The following is a 17,479-nucleotide window of genomic DNA, read 5'->3' as shown; positions in this document are numbered from 1 at the left end:
TGGCCGAGGAGGACGACTACGTCGATTTAGTGATCTAATCGGAAGCTACATCAGTTGAGTAGGGGGTTTGGATCACATGGATCCTGACGATCTCGACGGTGGGACTCCCGACACCCACCGGCCTTCGGATCAGGATTCCTCGCCAGCGAACGGCACCACGACCTGCACGGTTGGAAAGCCCGACCCGGCCTGTGGGGCGGCTGACCGGCATACGTCGCTCGTCCGTTTGCTGACCGAGTTGTCCGCCGAGAGGGATCATCGCGGCGACCCCGCCCTTGCCTTTCTCGGCAAGGGGTACCGCCTTTTGGAGCAAAATTCCGACGGCGGGACTTTGGGCACCCAATACTTCACGATGGTCGAGGCGAGCCCCTATGGGATCTGCGTCCATCAGCGCGGCAAATTCGTGTTCGTGAACTCGGCCACGATGCGGTTCCTCGGTGCGAAGGTGTCCACCGAACTCATCGGGCTGCACATCATGGACGTGGTCGACGCCGGCTCGTTGGACGCGCTGCTGGAGCGGATCGGCGCGCTGGCCGAGCCGGGTTCGTTCAGTGAGCCGACCGAAATGACACTGCGGACCCTGCAGGGCCGCAAGTTCGATGTCGAATCCCAGGCGGTGCTCACCACCTGGGAGGGCAAACCCGCCTATCAGGTGATCATGCGCGATCTGACCACGCAGAAGGCGGCTGAAGCCGGTTTGCGGTTTCAGGCCGCGCTGGTCGGTCACGCGAGTGACGCGATCATCGCGACCTCGCCCGACGGGCTGGTGACGAGCTGGAACCCGGCGGCCGAGGCCGTCTACGGACATGAACTCGACCAGGTCATCGGTGTCCCGGTGGCCGAGGTCGTCGGCGCGCCGATGAGTCCGCGGCAGGTCGTCGCGGCGGGCGGTGTCGTACAGGCCACGCATTTCAGCGCCGACGGCACGGCACTGGCGGTGCGGGTCTCCGCGGCCGAGATGTTCGACGGCTACGTGCTGCTGTGCGCCGACGAGACCGCGCAGCGCCGGGCCGAAGCCGAATTCGCCACCGTGGTCGAAACGCTCGACGAAGGGGTGCTGGTGGTCGGCCCCGGCGGGCGGATCGAGCTGGCGAACTCCGCGGCGCACCGGATCTCCGGCGTGCCGGCGGGATCCCTGGTCGGCCTGGAGAGCCGGGCGTTGCGGTTGTACGACGAGTACGGCGTCCCGGTGCCCGTCGACGACCTGCCGTCCGCGCGCGTGCGGCGTTCCGGGAAGGTCGAAACCGGACGGGTCGTGCAGGTGCGGCGGCGCGACGGCGCACACCGGTGGCTTTCGCTGACCTCCGGCCCGCTGATGGCGCCGGGGCAGAGCGTGCCCTCGGTGCTGACCTCTTTCGCCGACATCACCGAACGGCGCGCGATCAGTGAGCGGCTGGCCTACGAGGCGACCCACGATCCGCTGACCCGGCTCGCGAACCGCACGTTCGCGCTGAACCATCTGCGTCGCACGATGGCCGATCCGGCACGCACGACCACGGTGATGTTCATCGACCTCGACAAGTTCAAGATCATCAACGACTCGCTCGGCCATACCGTCGGCGACCAGGTGCTGCGCATCATCGGGGAGCGGCTGCGGGCCGTCGCCGGGCCTTCGGACCTGGTCGGGCGGCTCGGCGGGGACGAGTTCCTGGTCATCACCACCGGGTTTGCCGAAGACGCCGAGGTGCGGGCGCTGGCCGATCACCTCCAGCGCCATCTCGCCGAATCGCTCACCGTGTACGGCCGCGAACTGTATATCAATACGAGTATCGGAATAGTGATCGCCGAACCCGGTGATACCCGCAGTGCCGATGAATTGCTGGAAGACGCCGATTTGGCGATGTATCAAGCGAAAACATTCGGACCCGGCCGCTACGCGTTCTATGCGCCGATCATGCGGGAACGGGTACAGGACCGTTTCATCCTGGAGCAGGATCTGCGGAACGCCGTCGCGGAAGGCCTGATCGAGACCGTTTATCAGCCCGTCGTCGATTTGCGGACCGGCGACATGGTCGCGGTGAAGGCGAAGTCCCGCTGGGATCACCCTGTCCGCGGACCGATCGATCCGGCGGAATTGGTCGAGATCGCCGACGACGGCGATCTCTTGACCATCATCGGTGCGGAGGTCCTTTCCACGGCCGCCGGTGAGATCTCCCGATGGCGTGTCGATCATGGTGTGCACTGTAATGTGAACGTGAGCCTGTCGGTGCGCCAACTGGGTGATCCCACGTTGCTGCAACTGGTCCAGACAACTCTGGAGGCCGCAGGGCTGGTGCCGCAAGATCTCTGTCTCGACGTCGACGAAACGGCACTGAAGGACGCGGCCGACGCCGTCGACGCGTTGCGGAAGACCGGGGTCAAGGTGACCGCGGAACGGTTCGGCACCGGGTATTCCTCGCTCGCCCAACTGTGCCGCCTCGATCTGAACGTGATCGAAATCGATCGGTCGTTCGTGGCCGATCTGGGAAGGTCGACTGACGCCGAGCCGATCGTCGCCGGAATCATGGCGATGGCGCACGCCGTCGACCTCGTGGTGGTCGCCGAAGGCGTCGAGACCGCGCGGCAACTGGAAGTGCTGCACGAACTCGGCTGCGACTGGGCGAAAGGGCCGCTGGTCGCGCCGGCGGGTCCGGTGGAGGACCTGAAGTCCGCGTACGCCCACGTCGTGCGATGAACCAGGCGGCTCGCCTCCGTCGCCGTCGTCGATCCGCCGGTGATGCTGTCAACGTGTCGCCCAGGTAGGTGAAGGGGCTTCCCGCGACTCGGTCGTGACACTTGGAATCACGGAGGCCGATGTGGCGAACTCGTGGTTCGTGAAGACCTCCTTCCCTACTTCGAGGGTAGGGGTCCCGGCAAAGCCGAGGTCTTAAAGGTCGGGCGGTTATTCGTCGCGGAGTTCGATCAACAGAGCCTGAGGGACATGCCTCCCCCAAGGAACCCCGGCACAAGCCGAGCGGGGAAGATTTCGGACGTTCAACGTCCCCAATCCTCCCCACTGACCCTGGCAGGCACTGGCGATATCAAGTCCGGACTGCCGAGAGCAGCGCTGACCAGCAGCTGCGACTTTGCCGGGACCCTGACCTTGAGGATGGGGAGGAGGCCTTCACGGACCGCGAGCACCCGGACCTGCGGATGAGCGCGAAGTGATAGCAAAGGTCCCTTGCTGCAGCGCTGTCGGCTTGTCTCTGTACCTACTAGTATGTACGGTATCGGGGTGGACAAGAGGGAACAGCTCATCGAGAGCACTCGCGAGCTCCTGTGGGAGCGCGGGTACGTCGGCACCAGCCCGAAGGCGATCCAGGAGCGCTCCGGCGCCGGCCAGGGCAGCATGTACCACCACTTCCAGGGCAAGTCCGAACTCGCGCTCGCCGCGATCGGCCGCAACGCCGACGATCTGCGGGTCAAGGCGGAGGCCGAGTTCAGTGGGCCCGGCACGGTCATCGAACGGATTTCCGCCTACCTGCGCCGCGAGCGCGACGCACTCAAGGGCTGCCCGGTCGGCAGGCTCACCCAGGACCCCGACGTGATGGCCGATCCGGACCTGCGAAGGCCGGTCGAGGAGACCTTCGGCTGGGTCACGGGCCGTCTCGCCGAACTGCTCGACGAGGGCCGCGCGACCGGCGAACTCGACGCCTCGCTCGACCCCGCCGCCACGGCGACCGCGCTGGTCGCGGTCTTGCAGGGCGGTTACGTCCTCGCTCGCGCCGCCGGGTCCCCGGACGTGTTCGCGAAGGCCGTCGAGGGTGCACTCGGACTACTCGCCGCCAAGGAGAACTGACATGCCCTTCGTTCGCATCGACGCACTGGGAACCGAAAAGCTCGAAGCCCTCGGCAACGCCGTCCACGACGCGATGGTCGAGACGCTCGACATCCCGGCCGACGACCGCTTCCAGGTCCTGAACGGCCGGAGCACCCTCAAGTACGACGACTACCTGGGAATTCACCGGGACGAGGGGGTCGTGTTCGTCGCGATCACCATGCGACCGGGCCGCACCGACGAGCGGAAGAGGGCGCTGTACCGGCGGATCGCGGAACTCGCCGAGGAGTACGCGGGGACGGAGCCGCGGAATGTGCTTGTGACGATCAACGAGACGGAACTGATCAACTGGTCGTTCGGGAACGGCGAAGCCCAGTACGCGTGATCACGCGACCTCGGCGGGAGTGGCGGCGAAGGCGTGCCGCTCCAGCAGCCACCACGTGTCGCGCCCGAAAGACCACGTCAGCAGTCCCAGCGCGCCCAGCGTGACCGCGAAACCGGCCCAAAGTGGCAGGATCGTCGAAACCACCGCGACCAGCGCGATGCCCTGCACCGCCGCGACCGTTTTCCGCGCCATGTTCGGCGGCAGCGGGCTGTTCAACCACGGCCACAGCCGGCTCGCGGCGACGAAGACGTAGCGCATCGCGCCGATCGTGAGCACCCAAGGGCCCAGCGACTGGGCGACGACCACGCTCAGGATCAGGATCAGATACGCGTCGATTTCCATGTCGAAACGCGCGCCGAGGGGTGACGCCGTTCCGGTACGGCGCGCTACCTGGCCGTCGACGGCGTCCAGTGCGAGCGCGACCGACGCGATGACGACCATCGTGACGGTCTCCCGGCCCGCGGTGTCGACGACGAGCGCGGTCACACAGCCGACCAGCCCGGAGCGCCCGAGCGTGACGGCGTCGGCCGGGCCGAGGGAGCGCGCGGTGCTCCGGTTCAGGCCGTAGGTCAGGAATCCGCCGACGGCGACGCCGTAGGCCGCTCCGGCGATCCAGCCCAGCGGGCCCAGACCGGTGACGGCGTCCAGCGTCCCCAGCAAGGCCAGCTGGACGAAAATCCCCAGGAAGATTCCGGGGTTGATCACGAGGCCTCCTCGTTATGGTGACGGCGAACCCGTTTCCAGGGTCCGATGTGAATGGACAAGATGGAAGACCCGTCTCGAAGGTCCGATGTGAATGGACAAGATGGAAGACCCGTCTCGGAGGTCCGATACGAGAGGACACGATGGAACGCGCCTTCTGGTTCAGTGGTTCCGGTGACGGCGAGCTCAGGCCGGTCACGCTCCCTTCGGTCGGAGACGGCGAGGTGCTGGTCCGCACCCTGTACTCCGGCGTGAGCCGGGGTACCGAGACGCTCGTCTTCCGCGGCGAGGTCCCGCCGAGTCAACGAGAAGCCATGCGCGCGCCGTTCCAGGAAGGCGATTTCCCCGGTCCGGTCAAGTACGGCTACCTCAATGTCGGTGTGGTCGAACAAGGTCCGGACGGGCTCGTCGGGCAAGTCGTGTTCTGTCTCTATCCGCATCAGACCCGCTACGTCGTGCCCGCGTCGGCCGTCACGCCGGTGCCGCGCGGGGTGCCGCCGGAGCGCGCGATCCTCGCCGGGACGATCGAGACCGCGGTCAACGCCGTCTGGGACGCGGCGCCGAAGCTCGGCGACCGGATCGCGGTGGTCGGTGCCGGCATGGTCGGCAGCAGCGTCGCGAAACTGCTGGCGGGTTTCCCGGCGACCCGGGTCCAGCTGATCGACGTCGACCCGGAGCGCGCGAAGATCGCCGAAGCGCTCGGTGTCGACTTCTCGGCACCGGAGGACGCGCTGGGCGACTGCGACCTCGTCGTGCACGCCAGCGCTACCGAGGCCGGGCTGGCGCGCTCGCTGGAACTGCTCGCGCCGGAGGGCGAGGTCGTCGAGCTGAGCTGGTATGGCGACCGCCGCGTCAGCATCCCGCTCGGCGAGAACTTCCACTCACGACGGCTGGCGATCCGCTCCAGCCAGGTCGGCATGGTCTCGCCCGCTCGCCGCACGAACCGAAGCTACGGCGACCGCCTGGCTCTCGCTTTGCACATTTTGTCGGACCCCGCCTTTAAGGTGCTGGTCAGCGGGGAATGCCGGTTCGGTGAGCTGCCGGACGTCGTGGGGCGGCTGGCCGCGAATGAACCAGGAACGCTCTGCCTCCGTGTCACGTATCACGGGGAGGACACGCGGTAGCCGCACTATCGGAGGAGGTCCGTTGTTCAGCATCACCGTCCGCGACCATGTCATGGTGGCCCACAGCTTCCAGGGCGAGGTCTTCGGACCCGCGCGGAAACTGCACGGCGCGACCTTCGTGGTGGACGCGACGTTCCGCCGGTCCACACTGGACGCCGACAACATCGTCGTCGACATCGGCAAGGCGACCGAAGAGCTCAAAGCGGCGCTCGCCGACCTGAACTACCGCAACCTCGACGACGTGCCGGAGTTCGCCGGGATCAACACGTCGACGGAGTTCCTGGCGAAGGTCATCGCCGACAGGCTCGCCGGTCGTGTCCACGCGGGAGCGCTCGGTGAGAGCGCCCGCGGGCTCGAGGGGATCACCGTCGCGCTGCACGAATCCCATGTCGCGTGGGCGAGTTACGAGCGTGCGCTGTGAGTGGTCTCCACGTCGTCCTGCCCAACGACATCGACGACCTGAGCGCGCCGAGCGGCGGCAACGTCTACGACCGCCGCCTGTGCGACGGTCTCGCCGCGACAGGCGTGGAGGTCCACGAGATCGCCGTGCGCGGCAACTGGCCGCGGCCCGACACCGAGGCGCGCAAGGTACTGGCGCGCAAGCTCGCCGGACTGCCCGAAGGTTCGGCCGTCCTTGTCGACGGGCTGGTCGCCTGCGGGGTGCCCGAGGTGATCGTGCCCGCGTCGCGGCGGCTGTCGATCGCGGTGCTGGTGCATCTGCCGCTGGCCGACGAAACGGGACTTTCGCCTTCGCTCGCCGCCGAACTGGACCGGCTGGAGCGGGAGACGCTTGGCGCGGTCGAGACCGTGGTCGCGACCAGTGATTGGGCGGCGCGACGGCTGATCGAGCACCACGACCTCGCCCCGCATCGCGTGCACGTGGTGCCGCCTGGTGTCGACAAGGCCGAAATCTCGTCCGGGAGCCTCGACGGCACGCATCTCGTCTGCGTCGCCAACGTGACTCCGCGCAAGGGACAGGGACTGCTCGCGGACGCGCTGAAGTCGTTGAAGGATCTCCCGTGGATCTGTGAATGCGTCGGCGCTGCCCGCCGCGAGACCCGCTATGTCGAGCGCCTGCGGCGACACACTCTCGGCGACAGGTTCACTCTCACTGGTCCTCGGACCGGCGAAGCGCTCGAAGCGACATACGCCGCCGCAGACCTCCTTGTGTTGCCTTCGCGCGCGGAGACCTACGGCATGGTCGTCACCGAGGCGCTCGCGCACGGCATCCCGGTACTGGTGACCGCTGTCGACGCCCTGCCGGACACGCTCGGTCAGGCGCCCGACGGCAGCGTGCCCGGCCTGCTCGTCCCGGGGGAGGACGTCAGCGCGCTGGCCGCGGCCCTGCGACGCTGGCTGACCGAACCTGAACTGCGAGACCGGCTTCGCGCCTCCGCTCGCCTCCGCCGCGAGACGCTGACCGGCTGGGACGCGACCGCCCGCGGTGTCGCCGCCGTGCTGCTGAACGAAAGGACGGCGGCATGACCAAGTACGCCCCCAGTTGGCTGCGACTGCGCGAAGACGCCGACGCCGCCGCCCGCGCGACCGAACTGGTCGAGCCCGTGCGCGCGTTCCTGCGGACACAGGACGAGGTCGTGATTTGGGACCTCGGCTGCGGTACCGGGTCACTCGGCCGCTGGCTGGCCCGGCGGCTGCCCGGCCGTCAGCGCTGGATTTTGCACGACCGAGACGAAGACCTGCTCACGCACGCGCTGGCCCGCACGAGCCGTCCGGAGCACGCGTTGGACGGAAGCGAGGTCGATGTCGTCACCGAACGGCGGGACATCACCGAGTTGCGAGCGGCAGACCTCGCCGGGACGTCGCTGGTGGCGGCCTCGGCGCTGCTCGACCTGCTCACCGCCGAGGAGATGACCAAGCTGGCGGAAGCGTGTGTCGAAGCGGGCTGCGCGGTGTTGTTCACGTTGAGCGTTTCGGGCCGGGTGGTGCTGTCGCCCAAGGAGAGTTTCGACGTCGAGATCTCCGACGCCTTCAACGCGCACCAGCGCCGGGTGACCGGCGGCCGGTGGCTGCTCGGCCCCGACGCGGTGGACGTCGCGTTCGGGGTCTTCGAACGGCTCGGTGCCACCGTGCGGCGTGCCCCGAGCCCGTGGCGGCTCGGCGCGGATCAGGCCGCGCTGACCGCGGAATGGCTCACCGGCTGGGTCGGGGCCGCATGCGAGCAGCGGCCGGAGCTTTCCTCGGACGGCGACGCCTACCTGCGGTGGCGGCTCGCGCAGTGTGCGGCAGGCGAGCTGAACGTGCTGATCCAGCATGAGGATCTGCTGGTGGTACCGGCATGAAGCGGCTCTGGCCTCGGTTGCGGATCCTCGGCGCGCTCGGCATCCTCGCCGTGCTCGTCTGGCAACTGGGCACCAAGGCGTTCCTGGACGGGCTACGCGAGGTCGACGTCACAGGTGTCGCCGCCGCGCTCGGAATCGGTTTCGCCACCACGCTTTTCAGCGCCTGGCGATGGTGCCTGGTCGCGCGGCGGCTGAGTCTCAAGCTGTCGCTGTGGAACGCCGTCGGCGAGTACTACCGCGCGTTGTTCCTCAACGGCGTCCTGCCGGCGGGGATGCTCGGCGACGTCGACCGCGCCGTGCGGCACGGCCGCCAATCCGGCGACGTCCTGCGCGGCGTCCGCGCGGTGGTGCTGGAGCGGACGGCCGGGCAGATCGCGGTGATCGGCGCTTCGGTCGCCGTCGTGCTCAGTACGCCTTCCGTGGTGCCGCCGCCGATCGACGGGGTCGTCATGACCGCCGGGATCGTGATCGTCGTTCTCGCCCTCGCGGCCGTCATCACCGGGCTGACAGCGGGAAAGCACTGGATCCACAGTGGATCGAAATGGCGCCGCGGTTTCGCCGTCACCCTCGCCGACGTCCGGCTCGGCCTGCTGACCAAGGAGACCTGGCCCGGCGTGAGCCTGCTTTCGGCGGCCACCCTCGCGGGGCATCTCGCCCTGTTCGTCGTCGCCGCGCGGGCCACCGGGGTCACCGCGCCGGTCGGGGAACTGGTGCCGCTCATGATCCTCGCCCTGCTGGCGATGGGGTTGCCGCTGAACATCGGCGGCTGGGGCCCGCGCGAAGGCGTTTGCGCGCTGCTGTTCGGCGCGGCCGGGCTCGGCTCGGCGCAGGGCGTCACCGTGGCCGTCGTCTATGGCGTGCTCGCGCTCGTCGCGAGCCTTCCCGGCGCGGCCGTGCTAGTCCGTTTTGTCAGGCTTTACGCGCCCGCCGCACCGCGCCTCGGGGTACCCGTACGGATAGGAGAAACGCGATGACAGTGGAGAGGGTCGTAGAGACCAGACTGCCGACCCGTTACGGCCTTTTCCGCGCGTACGGGTACCTGGACGCCGACGGCACCGAGCAGATGGCGTTGGTGCACGGCGAGGTCACGGGCTTCGACACGCTGGCACGGGTCCACTCGGAATGCCTGACCGGTGACGTGTTCGGCTCGATGCACTGCGAATGCGGTGACCAGCTCGCCGCCGCACTGCGGGCGATCGTCGAGGCAGGCGCCGGAGTCCTCGTGTACGCCCAGGGGCACGAAGGGCGAGGCATCGGCCTGCTCGCGAAGCTGAAGGCGATGCGGCTGCAGGACGAAGGGCTCGACACCGTCGAGGCGAACATCGCGCTCGGACTGCCGGTGGACGCGCGCGACTACGGTGCGGCGGCGGAGATCCTGACCGACCTCGGCGTGCGGTCGGTGCGGCTGCTGTCCAACAATCCGACAAAGGTCGACGAGCTGAAGCGGCATGGTGTGCGGATCAGCGAGCGGGTGCCGCTGCTGGTCATGCCCAACGACGAGAATTTGCGGTACCTGCGGACGAAACAGGAGCGGATGCATCACTTCCTGCCGCACCTGGACGCGATCGTGGGGAGCTGACGGGGACTTTCCCCGCGTCTCACGCGGTGAAGGGCGCTTTCCCCACGTCTTATGCGGGGAAAGTCCCCTTCAGCTCAGCGCGGCCAGAGTCTCCCCGAAGCTCCGTACGAGTGACTCCAGCACCAGCCGTCCCTTCTCCGCCGTCCCCAGCGAAGGGCGCCCCACCACACCGGACTCCGAGTACGGCCGCAATCCGGCCGTCAGCAGGTGTCGCCGGTCGTCGGCCAGGTGATCCGCCGCCGCGAAACCGGGCCGGACCAGCGAAGGATGTGCGTGCAGCAGAAGGGAGGTCTCCAGTTCCCCGGCGTGCATGTCACTGTCCAGGGACGTCTCCAGCCCGGCCGCGTCGTGCGCGGCCTGCCAGCCTTCGACACCGGGGAACAGCGCCATCGGCGAGGAGGACTCCTGGACCACATTGGACAGGACGTAGTTGCCGCCGTGCGCGTTCACCAGCACCAGTTTCGGCACCCCGGACCGCCGCAGCGAGGCGGCGACGTCGTTCACCACGGCGTACAGCGTCGCGGCCGAGATGCTGACCGTCCCTGCCCAGTCCGCGTGTTCGTGTGAGCACGCGATCGTGATCGGCGGGAGCCGCAGCACCGGGTACGCCGAGGCGAGGGCGTCGGCGATCGTCGTCGCGATCACCGCGTCGGTGGCGAGCGGGAGGTGCGCGCCGTGCTGTTCGAAACTGCCGATCGGCAGCACCGCGACGTCGGCGCCCCGGGCGCGCTCGTCGGCCGTCGTGGCCGTCGGGAACAGGTTCACCGGGCTACGGTACCCATATGTCCGACCACGCCGCATTGTTGTCCATCGCCCGCGAGGCCGTCGCGAAGGCGACCGGGATCATCCGCTCGATGACGTCGTTTTCCGTTGTCACCAAAGGTGATCGTGACATGGTGACCGACGTCGACCTCGCCGTCGAGGACGCCGTGCGCGAATTCCTGGCGCGCGAGACCCCGGAGATCGGCATCCTCGGCGAGGAACGCGGTCACGAGGGTGACAAGGACCTCTGGTGGGCGCTCGACCCGGTCGACGGCACGGCCAACTTCGCGCGCGGCATCCCGCTGTGCGGGGTTTCGCTCGGCCTCGTCGACGGCATGAAGAGTACGGTCGCGGCGATCTCCCTCCCGTTCCTCGACGTCACGTACACCGCTGTCGAGGGCCAGGGCGCGTACGCGGGCGATGAGCGTCTCGAAGCCTCGAAGGCGGCGAAGCTGTCCGACGCGATCGTGTCGATCGGCGACTTCGCGGTCGGTGAGGGTGCGGAGGTCAAGAACCGCGTCCGGATGGCGTTGCTGGCCGAACTCGGTGGCCGCGTGCAGCGGATCCGGTTCCTCGGCTCCGCGGCGATCGACCTGGCCTGGATCGCGCACGGCAAACTCGACGCGAGTGTCATCCTCGCCAACAAACCGTGGGACACGATGGCGGGTGTCCTGCTGGTCCGCGAGGCCGGGGGAGTGGTCGTCGACACCGACGGCGGTGACCACACGGTGCGCTCGGCGGCCACCATCGCGGTCGGGGCGGGCCTGCGCGACGAGATCGTCGCCGCCATCGCGCGCGTGAACGGTTGAAACTTCTTCTCCACGAGTGTGAACCGTTCGGGCGCCGCATCCGTGTCTCCTGGTAAGGCCGCCGTCCGCATCTGGAGGTAATCCGTGTTCACCTCGACTTTCCGTGGCACGGAGCCGGTGGTGTTCGTCCTGCCGGGGGACGTGGAGGACACCAGCGGCGAGTACGACCGCCGCATGTGCCAGAACCTCCCGGCCACCGGTCTCCCGCTGCTGGAACTGCCGATCGCCGGTGACTGGCCGATGCCGGGGCCGCCGGCCCGGTCGAGACTGGCCCGTTCGCTCGCCGCGTTGCCCGACGACACCGTCGTCCTGATCGACGGCACGGTCGCCTGCGGCGTCCCGGAGATCGTGATCCCGCACGCCCGGCGGCTGCGGCTGGCCGTCCTGGTGCACCGGCCGCTCGCCGACGATCCCGCGCTCGATCCGGCGCGGTCCGCCGAACTCGACGCGTGCGAACGGGAGACCCTGCGGCTGGCGGGAATGATCGTCGCCACCGGGCCGTGGCTCGCGCGGCAGCTGATCGACCGGCACGATCTCGACCCCACCCGCGTCTACGTCGCGACACCCGGCACGGACGCGGCGCCGCTCGCCGCCGGCGCCGACGGCGTCTCCCGGCTGCTTTGTCTCGCACCGATGAGTCCGCGCCACGGCCAGGACGTCCTGATCCAGGCGCTCTCGGTGGTCGACGAACTGGCGTTCAAATGCGTGTTCGCCGGGGCGACGCACCACGATCCGGCCTACGTAGACGAACTGCGCTGGACGGTCGAACGGCTCGGGCTCGGTTCCCGGATCAGCCTCATCCAGCCGCCGGACGACCTCGACCTGGTCTACGACGGCGCGGATCTGCTCGTCCTCCCGTCGAGGGGAGGCACGTCCGGGCTGGTCGTCGCCGAGGCGCTGGCGCGCGGGATCCCCGTGGTGGCCACCGAAACCGCCGGCACGCACGACGCGCTCGGCATGGCGCCCGGCGGGGGAGTCCCCGGCATGCTGGTGCCGCCGAACAATCCGTCGGCGCTCGCGACGGCGTTGGCACGCTGGTCGCTCGACGCCGAACTCCGGCATTCCCTGCGGACGTCCGCGCTCGCGCGCAGCAGCGTCCTCGAGGAGTGGGACGTCGCCGCGGGCAGACTCACCGACGTCCTTTCCCGGTTGCAGGCCACACCACGCCAGCTTGCTTGATCATCGCCCGGAAGCAGCTATCGGGCCGATCATCGTCTCGGTTGACTTGGTGGCATGCGAATCGTCGATCTTGCGTCCCGTCCCGATCTCCTCGATCCCGCGCTGAATCTCGGCGATGTCGGGGGTGAGTTCATCTACCGGGGTTTCAGTGGCAAGATGATCACCCCGGAGCGGTTCCTGCGGCACTGGGCCCGGTATTTCCTGATCGCGCTCGACGACGAAGGTGTGCCGATCGCGCGGGCGCTGTCGGTTCCGCTGACCTATCCCGCCGAGGACCGCCGGGAGCTGCCGGAACACGGCTGGGACGAAGCGATCCAGTGGGCCGCGCAAGACCTCATGGACGGCCGCGCGCCGGACACGCTGTGCGCGCTCGAAGTCGTCGTGGCCCCGCATCTGCGTGGCACCGGGCTCTCCACGCCGATGCTGAAGGCACTCAAGGCACGAGCGGCGGAGACACGGCTGGAGCGGCTGATCGTCTCGGTGCGCCCGATCGGCAAGGAGGACGAGCCGAACGTCCCCATGGAGGAGTACGCCGTCCGGCGCCGTGCGGACGGCCTGTTCGCCGACCGCTGGCTGCGCACCCACGAACGGCTCGGCGCGCGGATGATCAAGGTCTGCCCGTTCGCCGTGACCATTTCGGGCTCGATCGCGGACTGGCGGAGGTGGACCGGTGTCAAACTCGCCGACGGTGACAACGCGATCCCCGGCGGGATCGCGCCGGTGCACGCGAACATCGAACGGGACTGCGGGGTCTACGTGGAGGCGAATGTCTGGATGGTGCACCCCTTCTGACCGGCTCGTGAGTGGTAAGGACGGTTAGGGCCAAGGGTGTTTAGGTACCTGCTGCGGTGTGCGGGTGGCGGTTTCGCGTGACCAGAGGGACGACTCGCGTGACGGCCGGCCCGACAAAAGGTCTGGTGAGCGGTAGGACACCGAGGGGCGGAACGGACCTGCTTTCGGGTGGCCGTAGGGGCATTCCTCGCGATTTCCGGCGGGAACATCTCATCGGCCACCCTGGTTCGCGACCATGCTGCACAGTGGGTCCCATGGTCATCTCACGAGTCGGTTTCGCCGGGCTGGGCAGCATGGGCGGGCCGATGGCCCTGAACCTGGCGCGGGCCGGAATCCCGCTGCTCGTCTGGAACCGCACTCCCGGAAAGACTTCGGAGCAGGTGGCCGCGGGGGCCGAGGTCGCCGGGGACGCGGCGGAACTCTTCACGCGGTGCGAGGTCGTGATCCTGATGCTGAAGGACGCGGCCGCCGTCGATGCCGTGCTCGACCGCGGACGGCCGGCGCTCGTCGGCCGCACGATCGTCCACATGGGAACGACGGCACCGGAGCATTCCCGCGGACTCGAGACCGAACTCCTCGCGGCAGGGGCGATGTACGTGGAGGCGCCGGTTTCCGGCTCGAGGGTCCCGGCCGAGGCCGGTGAGCTGGTCGCCATGCTCGCGGGCGACCCGGGGGCGATCGGGGAAATCCGGCCGCTGCTCGGGGCCTTGTGCCGGGAAGCCGTGGACTGCGGGCCGGTACCCAACGGGCTTCTGATGAAGCTGGCGGTCAACGTGCAGCTGACCGCGGTCGTGACCGGGCTGGCCGAGACCGTTCACTTCGCCAGGACGCACGGGCTCGACCTCGGCCTGCTCACCGACGTCCTCGGTGCGGGGCAGCTGGCCAGCCCGATCCTGCGGGTCAAGGCACCCAAACTGGCCGAAGAGGATTTCGCGCCGCAGGCCTCGATCGAGAACGTCCTGGCCAATGTCGAGCTGATCGCGGCGGCGGCAGGGCGAGCGGGACTCACCCTGCCGCTGCTCGACGCGTCCCGTGCCCTTTACGCCGAGGCCGCGCGGCTCGGTTTCGGCGACGAGGACATGGTCGCCGTCGTCAAGGCACTCCGAAGGCGGTGACGTCAGCCGCGCAGGGCCGCGGCGATCCGGCCCGCCGCGGCGAAGGACTCCTCCTCCGGCTCACCGAGCAGGGGGAGCAGGACGACGGATTCGGTCCCGGCCGCGTACAGCGCGCGGACCTGCTCGACACAACGGTCGAGCGGGCCGCTGATGCTCAGCCTGTCGATCCACTCCGGACGGAGCCGCCGCGCCAGATCCGCTCCATCGGCGCTCGCCTCGACCTCGGCCAGCAGTTCGGCGCCGAAGTCCAACGGATTCAGCGCCGGTCCCGAGTTCGGCCCGATCGCGGAAGCGACGTCGGCTCGTGCCCGCTCCCGGGCTCGCTCGGGGTCGGCGTCGAGGGACAGCCAGTTGTAGGTGGCGATCGAATGACCCTCGACCCCGATGAGGTCCCGCGTCGCGCGGACGTACTCCGGGGTCGCCGGTTCGGCCAGTAGCGTCCCGTCGGCCACCCGGCCCGCGGCGGCGAGGGACTTCGGGCCGCGCACGCCGGCGATGAGCTTCGGCGGCACCGCGGGTGGGAACTCCAGCTGGACGTCGTCGAGCCGGACGTGCTTGCCCTCGAAGGAAACGCGTTCACCGGCCAGCAGCCGCCGGATGACCGCCAGCGTTTCCTCGAACGCGGCGAGCGCGGACTTCGGCCACGCGTTGATCTGCCGCATCCAGTCCGGCACGCCGTGCCCGAACCCGACGATCAGGCGTCCCGGATACAGCTCCGCCAGTGCCGCGATCTCCATCGCCGCGATGGCCGGATTCCTGGCCACGGCGGGCATGATGCCGATGCCGAGGGTGATCTTCTCGGTCGCCGCCAGCACCGCCGACGCCGTGGCGATCCCGCCCGCGTAGAAGCAGTCCTCGACGATCCAGACCTCGTCCAAGCCTTCCTGTTCCGCGCGGCGGGCCAGACGATCAGCCGTGCGGCGGGCAGTTCTCGCGGGATCCTGACTCCGAGCCGTGAAACCATGGTGTTCTCCGTTCCTCAGTCACTTGAAAACTCGGACGTGCCGGTAGCCGTGGGAGACGGTCTCCCTCGCACCCTCTCCCCGGGACGCCGAGGGCAGGAAGCGGTGCACCTCATGGGTTTTCGCCGCCGGGATCTCGTCGTCAAGCTCCGCGGTCGTGCCTTTCGTGAGCGTCGTACGCGGGACGGCGTGAGCCCGCGCCAGCAGCGCGGTGACCTGCCCGAGTGTGTCGGCCGGGGCCTGGACGGTGAACCGGTGCATCGGTTCGTGCGCGGTCGTCCCGGCCTCACGCAGTGCCGCCATCGGCACCAGTGGCGTCAGATCACGGAAGTCGCCCGCGGTGCTGGACATGCTCTTGTCGGAGGTGCCGTGGGCGTGGCTTTGCCTGGCGTGGTAACCGGATCGCGTCATCGTCACCACGCAGTGTCTCCTAGGCCGGGACCCGATCTTCCCGACTACACACCCCTGTCGCCCGCTTCGCAACCGAATAACCCCTCAACGCAATTCGTCCTCTAGTTGCGGTAGTTGCACGTGCAACTACCGCAACTAGAGGACGAATTGCGAGGGGCGTCAGGCCAGGTATTCCGCGGCGGCGCGGAGGCTGACGTAGGACCCGCTGAAGGTGTCGATCCGCGGCCCGTCGGTGTCGGGGCCGGGAACGCCGGTCTCGACCCGGATGTAGTCCACGCCTGCCTCCCGGAGCCAGGTCAGGAACTCGCGGACCTCGGGATGCCGGTGCGCCTCACGTGTCACCACGACGAGGTCGCGGGTGCCGTGGACGGCGTCGATCGCGGTCGCGATCCCGTCCGCGGTGACCTTGAGCGCGCGGGTGCCCGGCACGAGTTCGGTCAGCTGCGACCCGAGCCCCCACGGCATCGGACCCGCGGCGATGATCGGCTCGGTCTCGATGTCGATCACCAGCGGCGGCCCGGCCAGCTTCGGCGAACCCTGGATCCGCAACGCCTTGCGCGCCGCCTCCAGGCCGAGCCGGTGATCCACCGGCGAGACTGGCGTCGACACCGGGGGAGTGCCGAGCGCGGCGACCCGTTCCGACGCCTCCACCAGCCGTTCCAGCGGCAGCTCACCGGATTCGACCGCGGCCGCGATGACCGCGGCGATCTGGTTCAGCTCGTCCTCCTCGAACGACACACCGCCGAGGCAGAGCGCGTCGGCGCCGGCGATCAGCGCACGCACCGACGCCCGGCCGACACCCTCGGTCTTGCCGAGTTCGCCCGCGACGGCGCCCATGTCGAGCGCGTCGGTGACCACCGCGCCGGTGAAGCCGAGCTCGCCGCGCAGGACGTCGGTGAGCGCCTTCGGGTTGAGCGTGGCGGGCAGGTCACCCCACGCGGGCACGACGAGGTGCCCGGTCATCACCGCGCGCACCCCCGCCGCGATCGCCGCCTTGAACGGGACGAGTTCGATCTCGTGCAGTTCCGCCTCGGTCCGGGGCAGCACCGGCAGCGCGTGGTGCGAATCGTCGGTCGCCGCCCCGTGCCCGGGGAAGTGCTTCGCCGCCGCGGCCACGCCGTACTTCTGCAGACCGGTGATGTACGCCGCGACGTGCGGCGACGCCTTCACCGGATCCGAACCGAACGCCCTGACCCCGATGGAGGGATCCTCCGCCGCCAGGGTCAGGTCCGCGCACGGGGCGAAGTTGATCGTGACCCCGCAAGCGGCCAGCCGTTCGCCGAGCGCGGCGGCGACCGACGCCGTCAGCTCGACGTCGTCCGCGGCGCCGAGTGCGAGTGGTCCCGGGACGAACGAGCCGGTGGCGACGTCGAGCCGCGTGACGTCACCGCCTTCTTCGTCGATGCCGATGAGCACGTCGGGCCGTTCGGCCCGCAGCTGCGCGCTCAGTGCGGCCACCTGCTCGTCGTCGACCACATTGCGGCCGAACAGGATCGCGCCGCCGAGACCGTCGGCCACTTTGCGCCGCAGCCAATCCGGTGCGGTGGTGCCGTCGAAGCCCGATACGAGAACGGAGCCGGCGAGCTTTTCCGGTGAAGACAA

Annotated in this window: 17 protein-coding genes and 1 pseudogene; 13 read left to right on the top strand and 5 right to left on the bottom strand. The window is 69.0% G+C overall.

Annotation, left to right across the window (positions count from 1 at the left end; genetic code table 11):
* Positions 1 to 76 precede the first annotated feature (76 nt).
* The 3 genes from ACM6LU_RS24495 to ACM6LU_RS24485 all read left to right on the top strand — a co-directional run bounded on the left by ACM6LU_RS24495 (position 77) and on the right by ACM6LU_RS24485 (position 4,142).
* Positions 77 to 2,674, top strand: coding sequence for an EAL domain-containing protein (locus ACM6LU_RS24495; protein WP_414940092.1), 2,598 nt, complete (start codon positions 77 to 79; stop codon positions 2,672 to 2,674).
* A gap of 540 nt (positions 2,675 to 3,214) precedes the next feature.
* Positions 3,215 to 3,778 (top strand): TetR/AcrR family transcriptional regulator, encoded by a 564-nt coding sequence (locus ACM6LU_RS24490; RefSeq protein ID WP_414940091.1) that lies wholly within the window; start codon positions 3,215 to 3,217, stop codon positions 3,776 to 3,778.
* Position 3,779: 1 nt separating this feature from the next.
* Positions 3,780 to 4,142 carry a tautomerase family protein gene (locus tag ACM6LU_RS24485; protein WP_414940090.1) on the top strand — a complete coding sequence of 121 codons (363 nt, stop codon included), beginning with the start codon at positions 3,780 to 3,782 and terminating at the stop codon, positions 4,140 to 4,142.
* Here ACM6LU_RS24485 and ACM6LU_RS24480 read toward each other — a convergent pair whose 3' ends face one another.
* Entirely contained in the window at positions 4,143 to 4,847 is a 705-nt protein-coding gene (locus tag ACM6LU_RS24480) for a CDP-alcohol phosphatidyltransferase family protein (protein ID WP_414940089.1), read from the bottom strand.
* Between the two features lie 140 nt (positions 4,848 to 4,987).
* Between ACM6LU_RS24480 and ACM6LU_RS24475 the strand changes: the two genes are divergently transcribed.
* From ACM6LU_RS24475 to ribA, 6 genes are read left to right on the top strand one after another with little or no spacing between them, the layout of a single operon-like run.
* Entirely contained in the window at positions 4,988 to 5,968 is a 981-nt protein-coding gene (locus ACM6LU_RS24475) for a zinc-dependent alcohol dehydrogenase (RefSeq protein ID WP_414940088.1), read from the top strand.
* 22 nt (positions 5,969 to 5,990) lie between these two features.
* Positions 5,991 to 6,389 carry a 6-pyruvoyl trahydropterin synthase family protein gene (locus tag ACM6LU_RS24470; protein WP_414940087.1) on the top strand — a complete coding sequence of 133 codons (399 nt, stop codon included), beginning with the start codon at positions 5,991 to 5,993 and terminating at the stop codon, positions 6,387 to 6,389.
* Positions 6,386 to 7,453, top strand: coding sequence for a glycosyltransferase family 4 protein (locus ACM6LU_RS24465; RefSeq protein ID WP_414940086.1), 1,068 nt, complete (start codon positions 6,386 to 6,388; stop codon positions 7,451 to 7,453). The genes ACM6LU_RS24470 and ACM6LU_RS24465 overlap by 4 nt, the downstream gene beginning before the upstream one ends.
* On the top strand, positions 7,450 to 8,268 hold the full coding sequence (locus tag ACM6LU_RS24460; protein ID WP_414940085.1) for a methyltransferase domain-containing protein: 819 nt from the start codon (positions 7,450 to 7,452) through the stop codon (positions 8,266 to 8,268). Before ACM6LU_RS24465 ends, ACM6LU_RS24460 begins: the two co-directional genes overlap by 4 nt.
* A complete protein-coding gene (locus ACM6LU_RS24455) occupies positions 8,265 to 9,242 on the top strand; it encodes a lysylphosphatidylglycerol synthase transmembrane domain-containing protein (RefSeq protein WP_414940084.1) in 978 nt (325 codons plus the stop codon). The genes ACM6LU_RS24460 and ACM6LU_RS24455 overlap by 4 nt, the downstream gene beginning before the upstream one ends.
* Positions 9,239 to 9,847 (top strand): GTP cyclohydrolase II, encoded by a 609-nt coding sequence (gene ribA / locus ACM6LU_RS24450; RefSeq protein ID WP_414940083.1) that lies wholly within the window; start codon positions 9,239 to 9,241, stop codon positions 9,845 to 9,847. Before ACM6LU_RS24455 ends, ribA begins: the two co-directional genes overlap by 4 nt.
* A 69-nt stretch (positions 9,848 to 9,916) precedes the next feature.
* On the opposite strand, the gene ACM6LU_RS24445 is transcribed toward ribA, so the two are convergent.
* The gene (locus tag ACM6LU_RS24445) at positions 9,917 to 10,612 is read right to left on the bottom strand and encodes a creatininase family protein (protein WP_414940082.1); all 696 of its coding nucleotides are present in this window, start codon (positions 10,610 to 10,612) and stop codon (positions 9,917 to 9,919) included.
* A 17-nt stretch (positions 10,613 to 10,629) separates the two neighbouring features.
* Here ACM6LU_RS24445 and ACM6LU_RS24440 point away from each other — a divergent pair, with 17 nt between their 5' ends.
* From ACM6LU_RS24440 to ACM6LU_RS24425, 4 genes are all read left to right on the top strand, one after another.
* Positions 10,630 to 11,418 (top strand): inositol monophosphatase family protein, encoded by a 789-nt coding sequence (locus ACM6LU_RS24440; RefSeq protein ID WP_414940081.1) that lies wholly within the window; start codon positions 10,630 to 10,632, stop codon positions 11,416 to 11,418.
* A gap of 84 nt (positions 11,419 to 11,502) precedes the next feature.
* Positions 11,503 to 12,597 (top strand): glycosyltransferase family 4 protein, encoded by a 1,095-nt coding sequence (locus tag ACM6LU_RS24435; RefSeq protein ID WP_414940080.1) that lies wholly within the window; start codon positions 11,503 to 11,505, stop codon positions 12,595 to 12,597.
* A gap of 54 nt (positions 12,598 to 12,651) precedes the next feature.
* Positions 12,652 to 13,389, top strand: a complete 738-nt coding sequence (locus ACM6LU_RS24430; RefSeq protein ID WP_414940079.1) for a Long-chain-fatty-acid--CoA ligase — start codon at positions 12,652 to 12,654, stop codon at positions 13,387 to 13,389.
* Between the two features lie 254 nt (positions 13,390 to 13,643).
* Positions 13,644 to 14,504: an NAD(P)-dependent oxidoreductase gene (locus ACM6LU_RS24425; RefSeq protein ID WP_414940078.1), complete on the top strand. Its 861-nt coding sequence runs from the start codon at positions 13,644 to 13,646 to the stop codon at positions 14,502 to 14,504.
* A gap of 2 nt (positions 14,505 to 14,506) precedes the next feature.
* On the opposite strand, the pseudogene ACM6LU_RS24420 reads toward ACM6LU_RS24425, so the two are convergent.
* The 3 genes and pseudogenes from ACM6LU_RS24420 to ACM6LU_RS24410 form a co-directional block, all read right to left on the bottom strand.
* Positions 14,507 to 15,468 (bottom strand): annotated as a pseudogene (locus ACM6LU_RS24420) (LLM class flavin-dependent oxidoreductase).
* 19 nt (positions 15,469 to 15,487) lie between these two features.
* A complete protein-coding gene (locus tag ACM6LU_RS24415) occupies positions 15,488 to 15,877 on the bottom strand; it encodes a hypothetical protein (RefSeq protein WP_414940203.1) in 390 nt (129 codons plus the stop codon).
* Between the two features lie 159 nt (positions 15,878 to 16,036).
* Positions 16,037 to 17,479, bottom strand: a complete 1,443-nt coding sequence (locus tag ACM6LU_RS24410) for a glycoside hydrolase family 3 protein (protein ID WP_414940077.1) — start codon at positions 17,477 to 17,479, stop codon at positions 16,037 to 16,039.

The sequence above is a fragment of the Amycolatopsis sp. cmx-11-51 genome (genome assembly GCF_047608665.1).
In the GTDB taxonomy this organism is placed as follows: Bacteria; Actinomycetota; Actinomycetes; order Mycobacteriales; family Pseudonocardiaceae; genus Amycolatopsis.
The sequence above is the reverse complement of the archived record's forward strand: the minus strand, read 5'-3'. Positions and strand labels throughout refer to the sequence as shown.

Coding starts and splice junctions, on each gene's coding strand:
- ACM6LU_RS24495 (WP_414940092.1), top strand. CDS start 77: ATGGATCCTGACGATCTCGACGGTGGGACTCCCGACACCCACCGGCCT.
- ACM6LU_RS24430 (WP_414940079.1), top strand. CDS start 12,652: ATGCGAATCGTCGATCTTGCGTCCCGTCCCGATCTCCTCGATCCCGCG.
- ACM6LU_RS24475 (WP_414940088.1), top strand. CDS start 4,988: ATGGAACGCGCCTTCTGGTTCAGTGGTTCCGGTGACGGCGAGCTCAGG.
- ribA (WP_414940083.1), top strand. CDS start 9,239: ATGACAGTGGAGAGGGTCGTAGAGACCAGACTGCCGACCCGTTACGGC.
- ACM6LU_RS24440 (WP_414940081.1), top strand. CDS start 10,630: ATGTCCGACCACGCCGCATTGTTGTCCATCGCCCGCGAGGCCGTCGCG.
- ACM6LU_RS24425 (WP_414940078.1), top strand. CDS start 13,644: ATGGTCATCTCACGAGTCGGTTTCGCCGGGCTGGGCAGCATGGGCGGG.
- ACM6LU_RS24460 (WP_414940085.1), top strand. CDS start 7,450: ATGACCAAGTACGCCCCCAGTTGGCTGCGACTGCGCGAAGACGCCGAC.
- ACM6LU_RS24485 (WP_414940090.1), top strand. CDS start 3,780: ATGCCCTTCGTTCGCATCGACGCACTGGGAACCGAAAAGCTCGAAGCC.
- ACM6LU_RS24455 (WP_414940084.1), top strand. CDS start 8,265: ATGAAGCGGCTCTGGCCTCGGTTGCGGATCCTCGGCGCGCTCGGCATC.
- ACM6LU_RS24415 (WP_414940203.1), bottom strand. CDS start 15,877: ATGACGCGATCCGGTTACCACGCCAGGCAAAGCCACGCCCACGGCACC.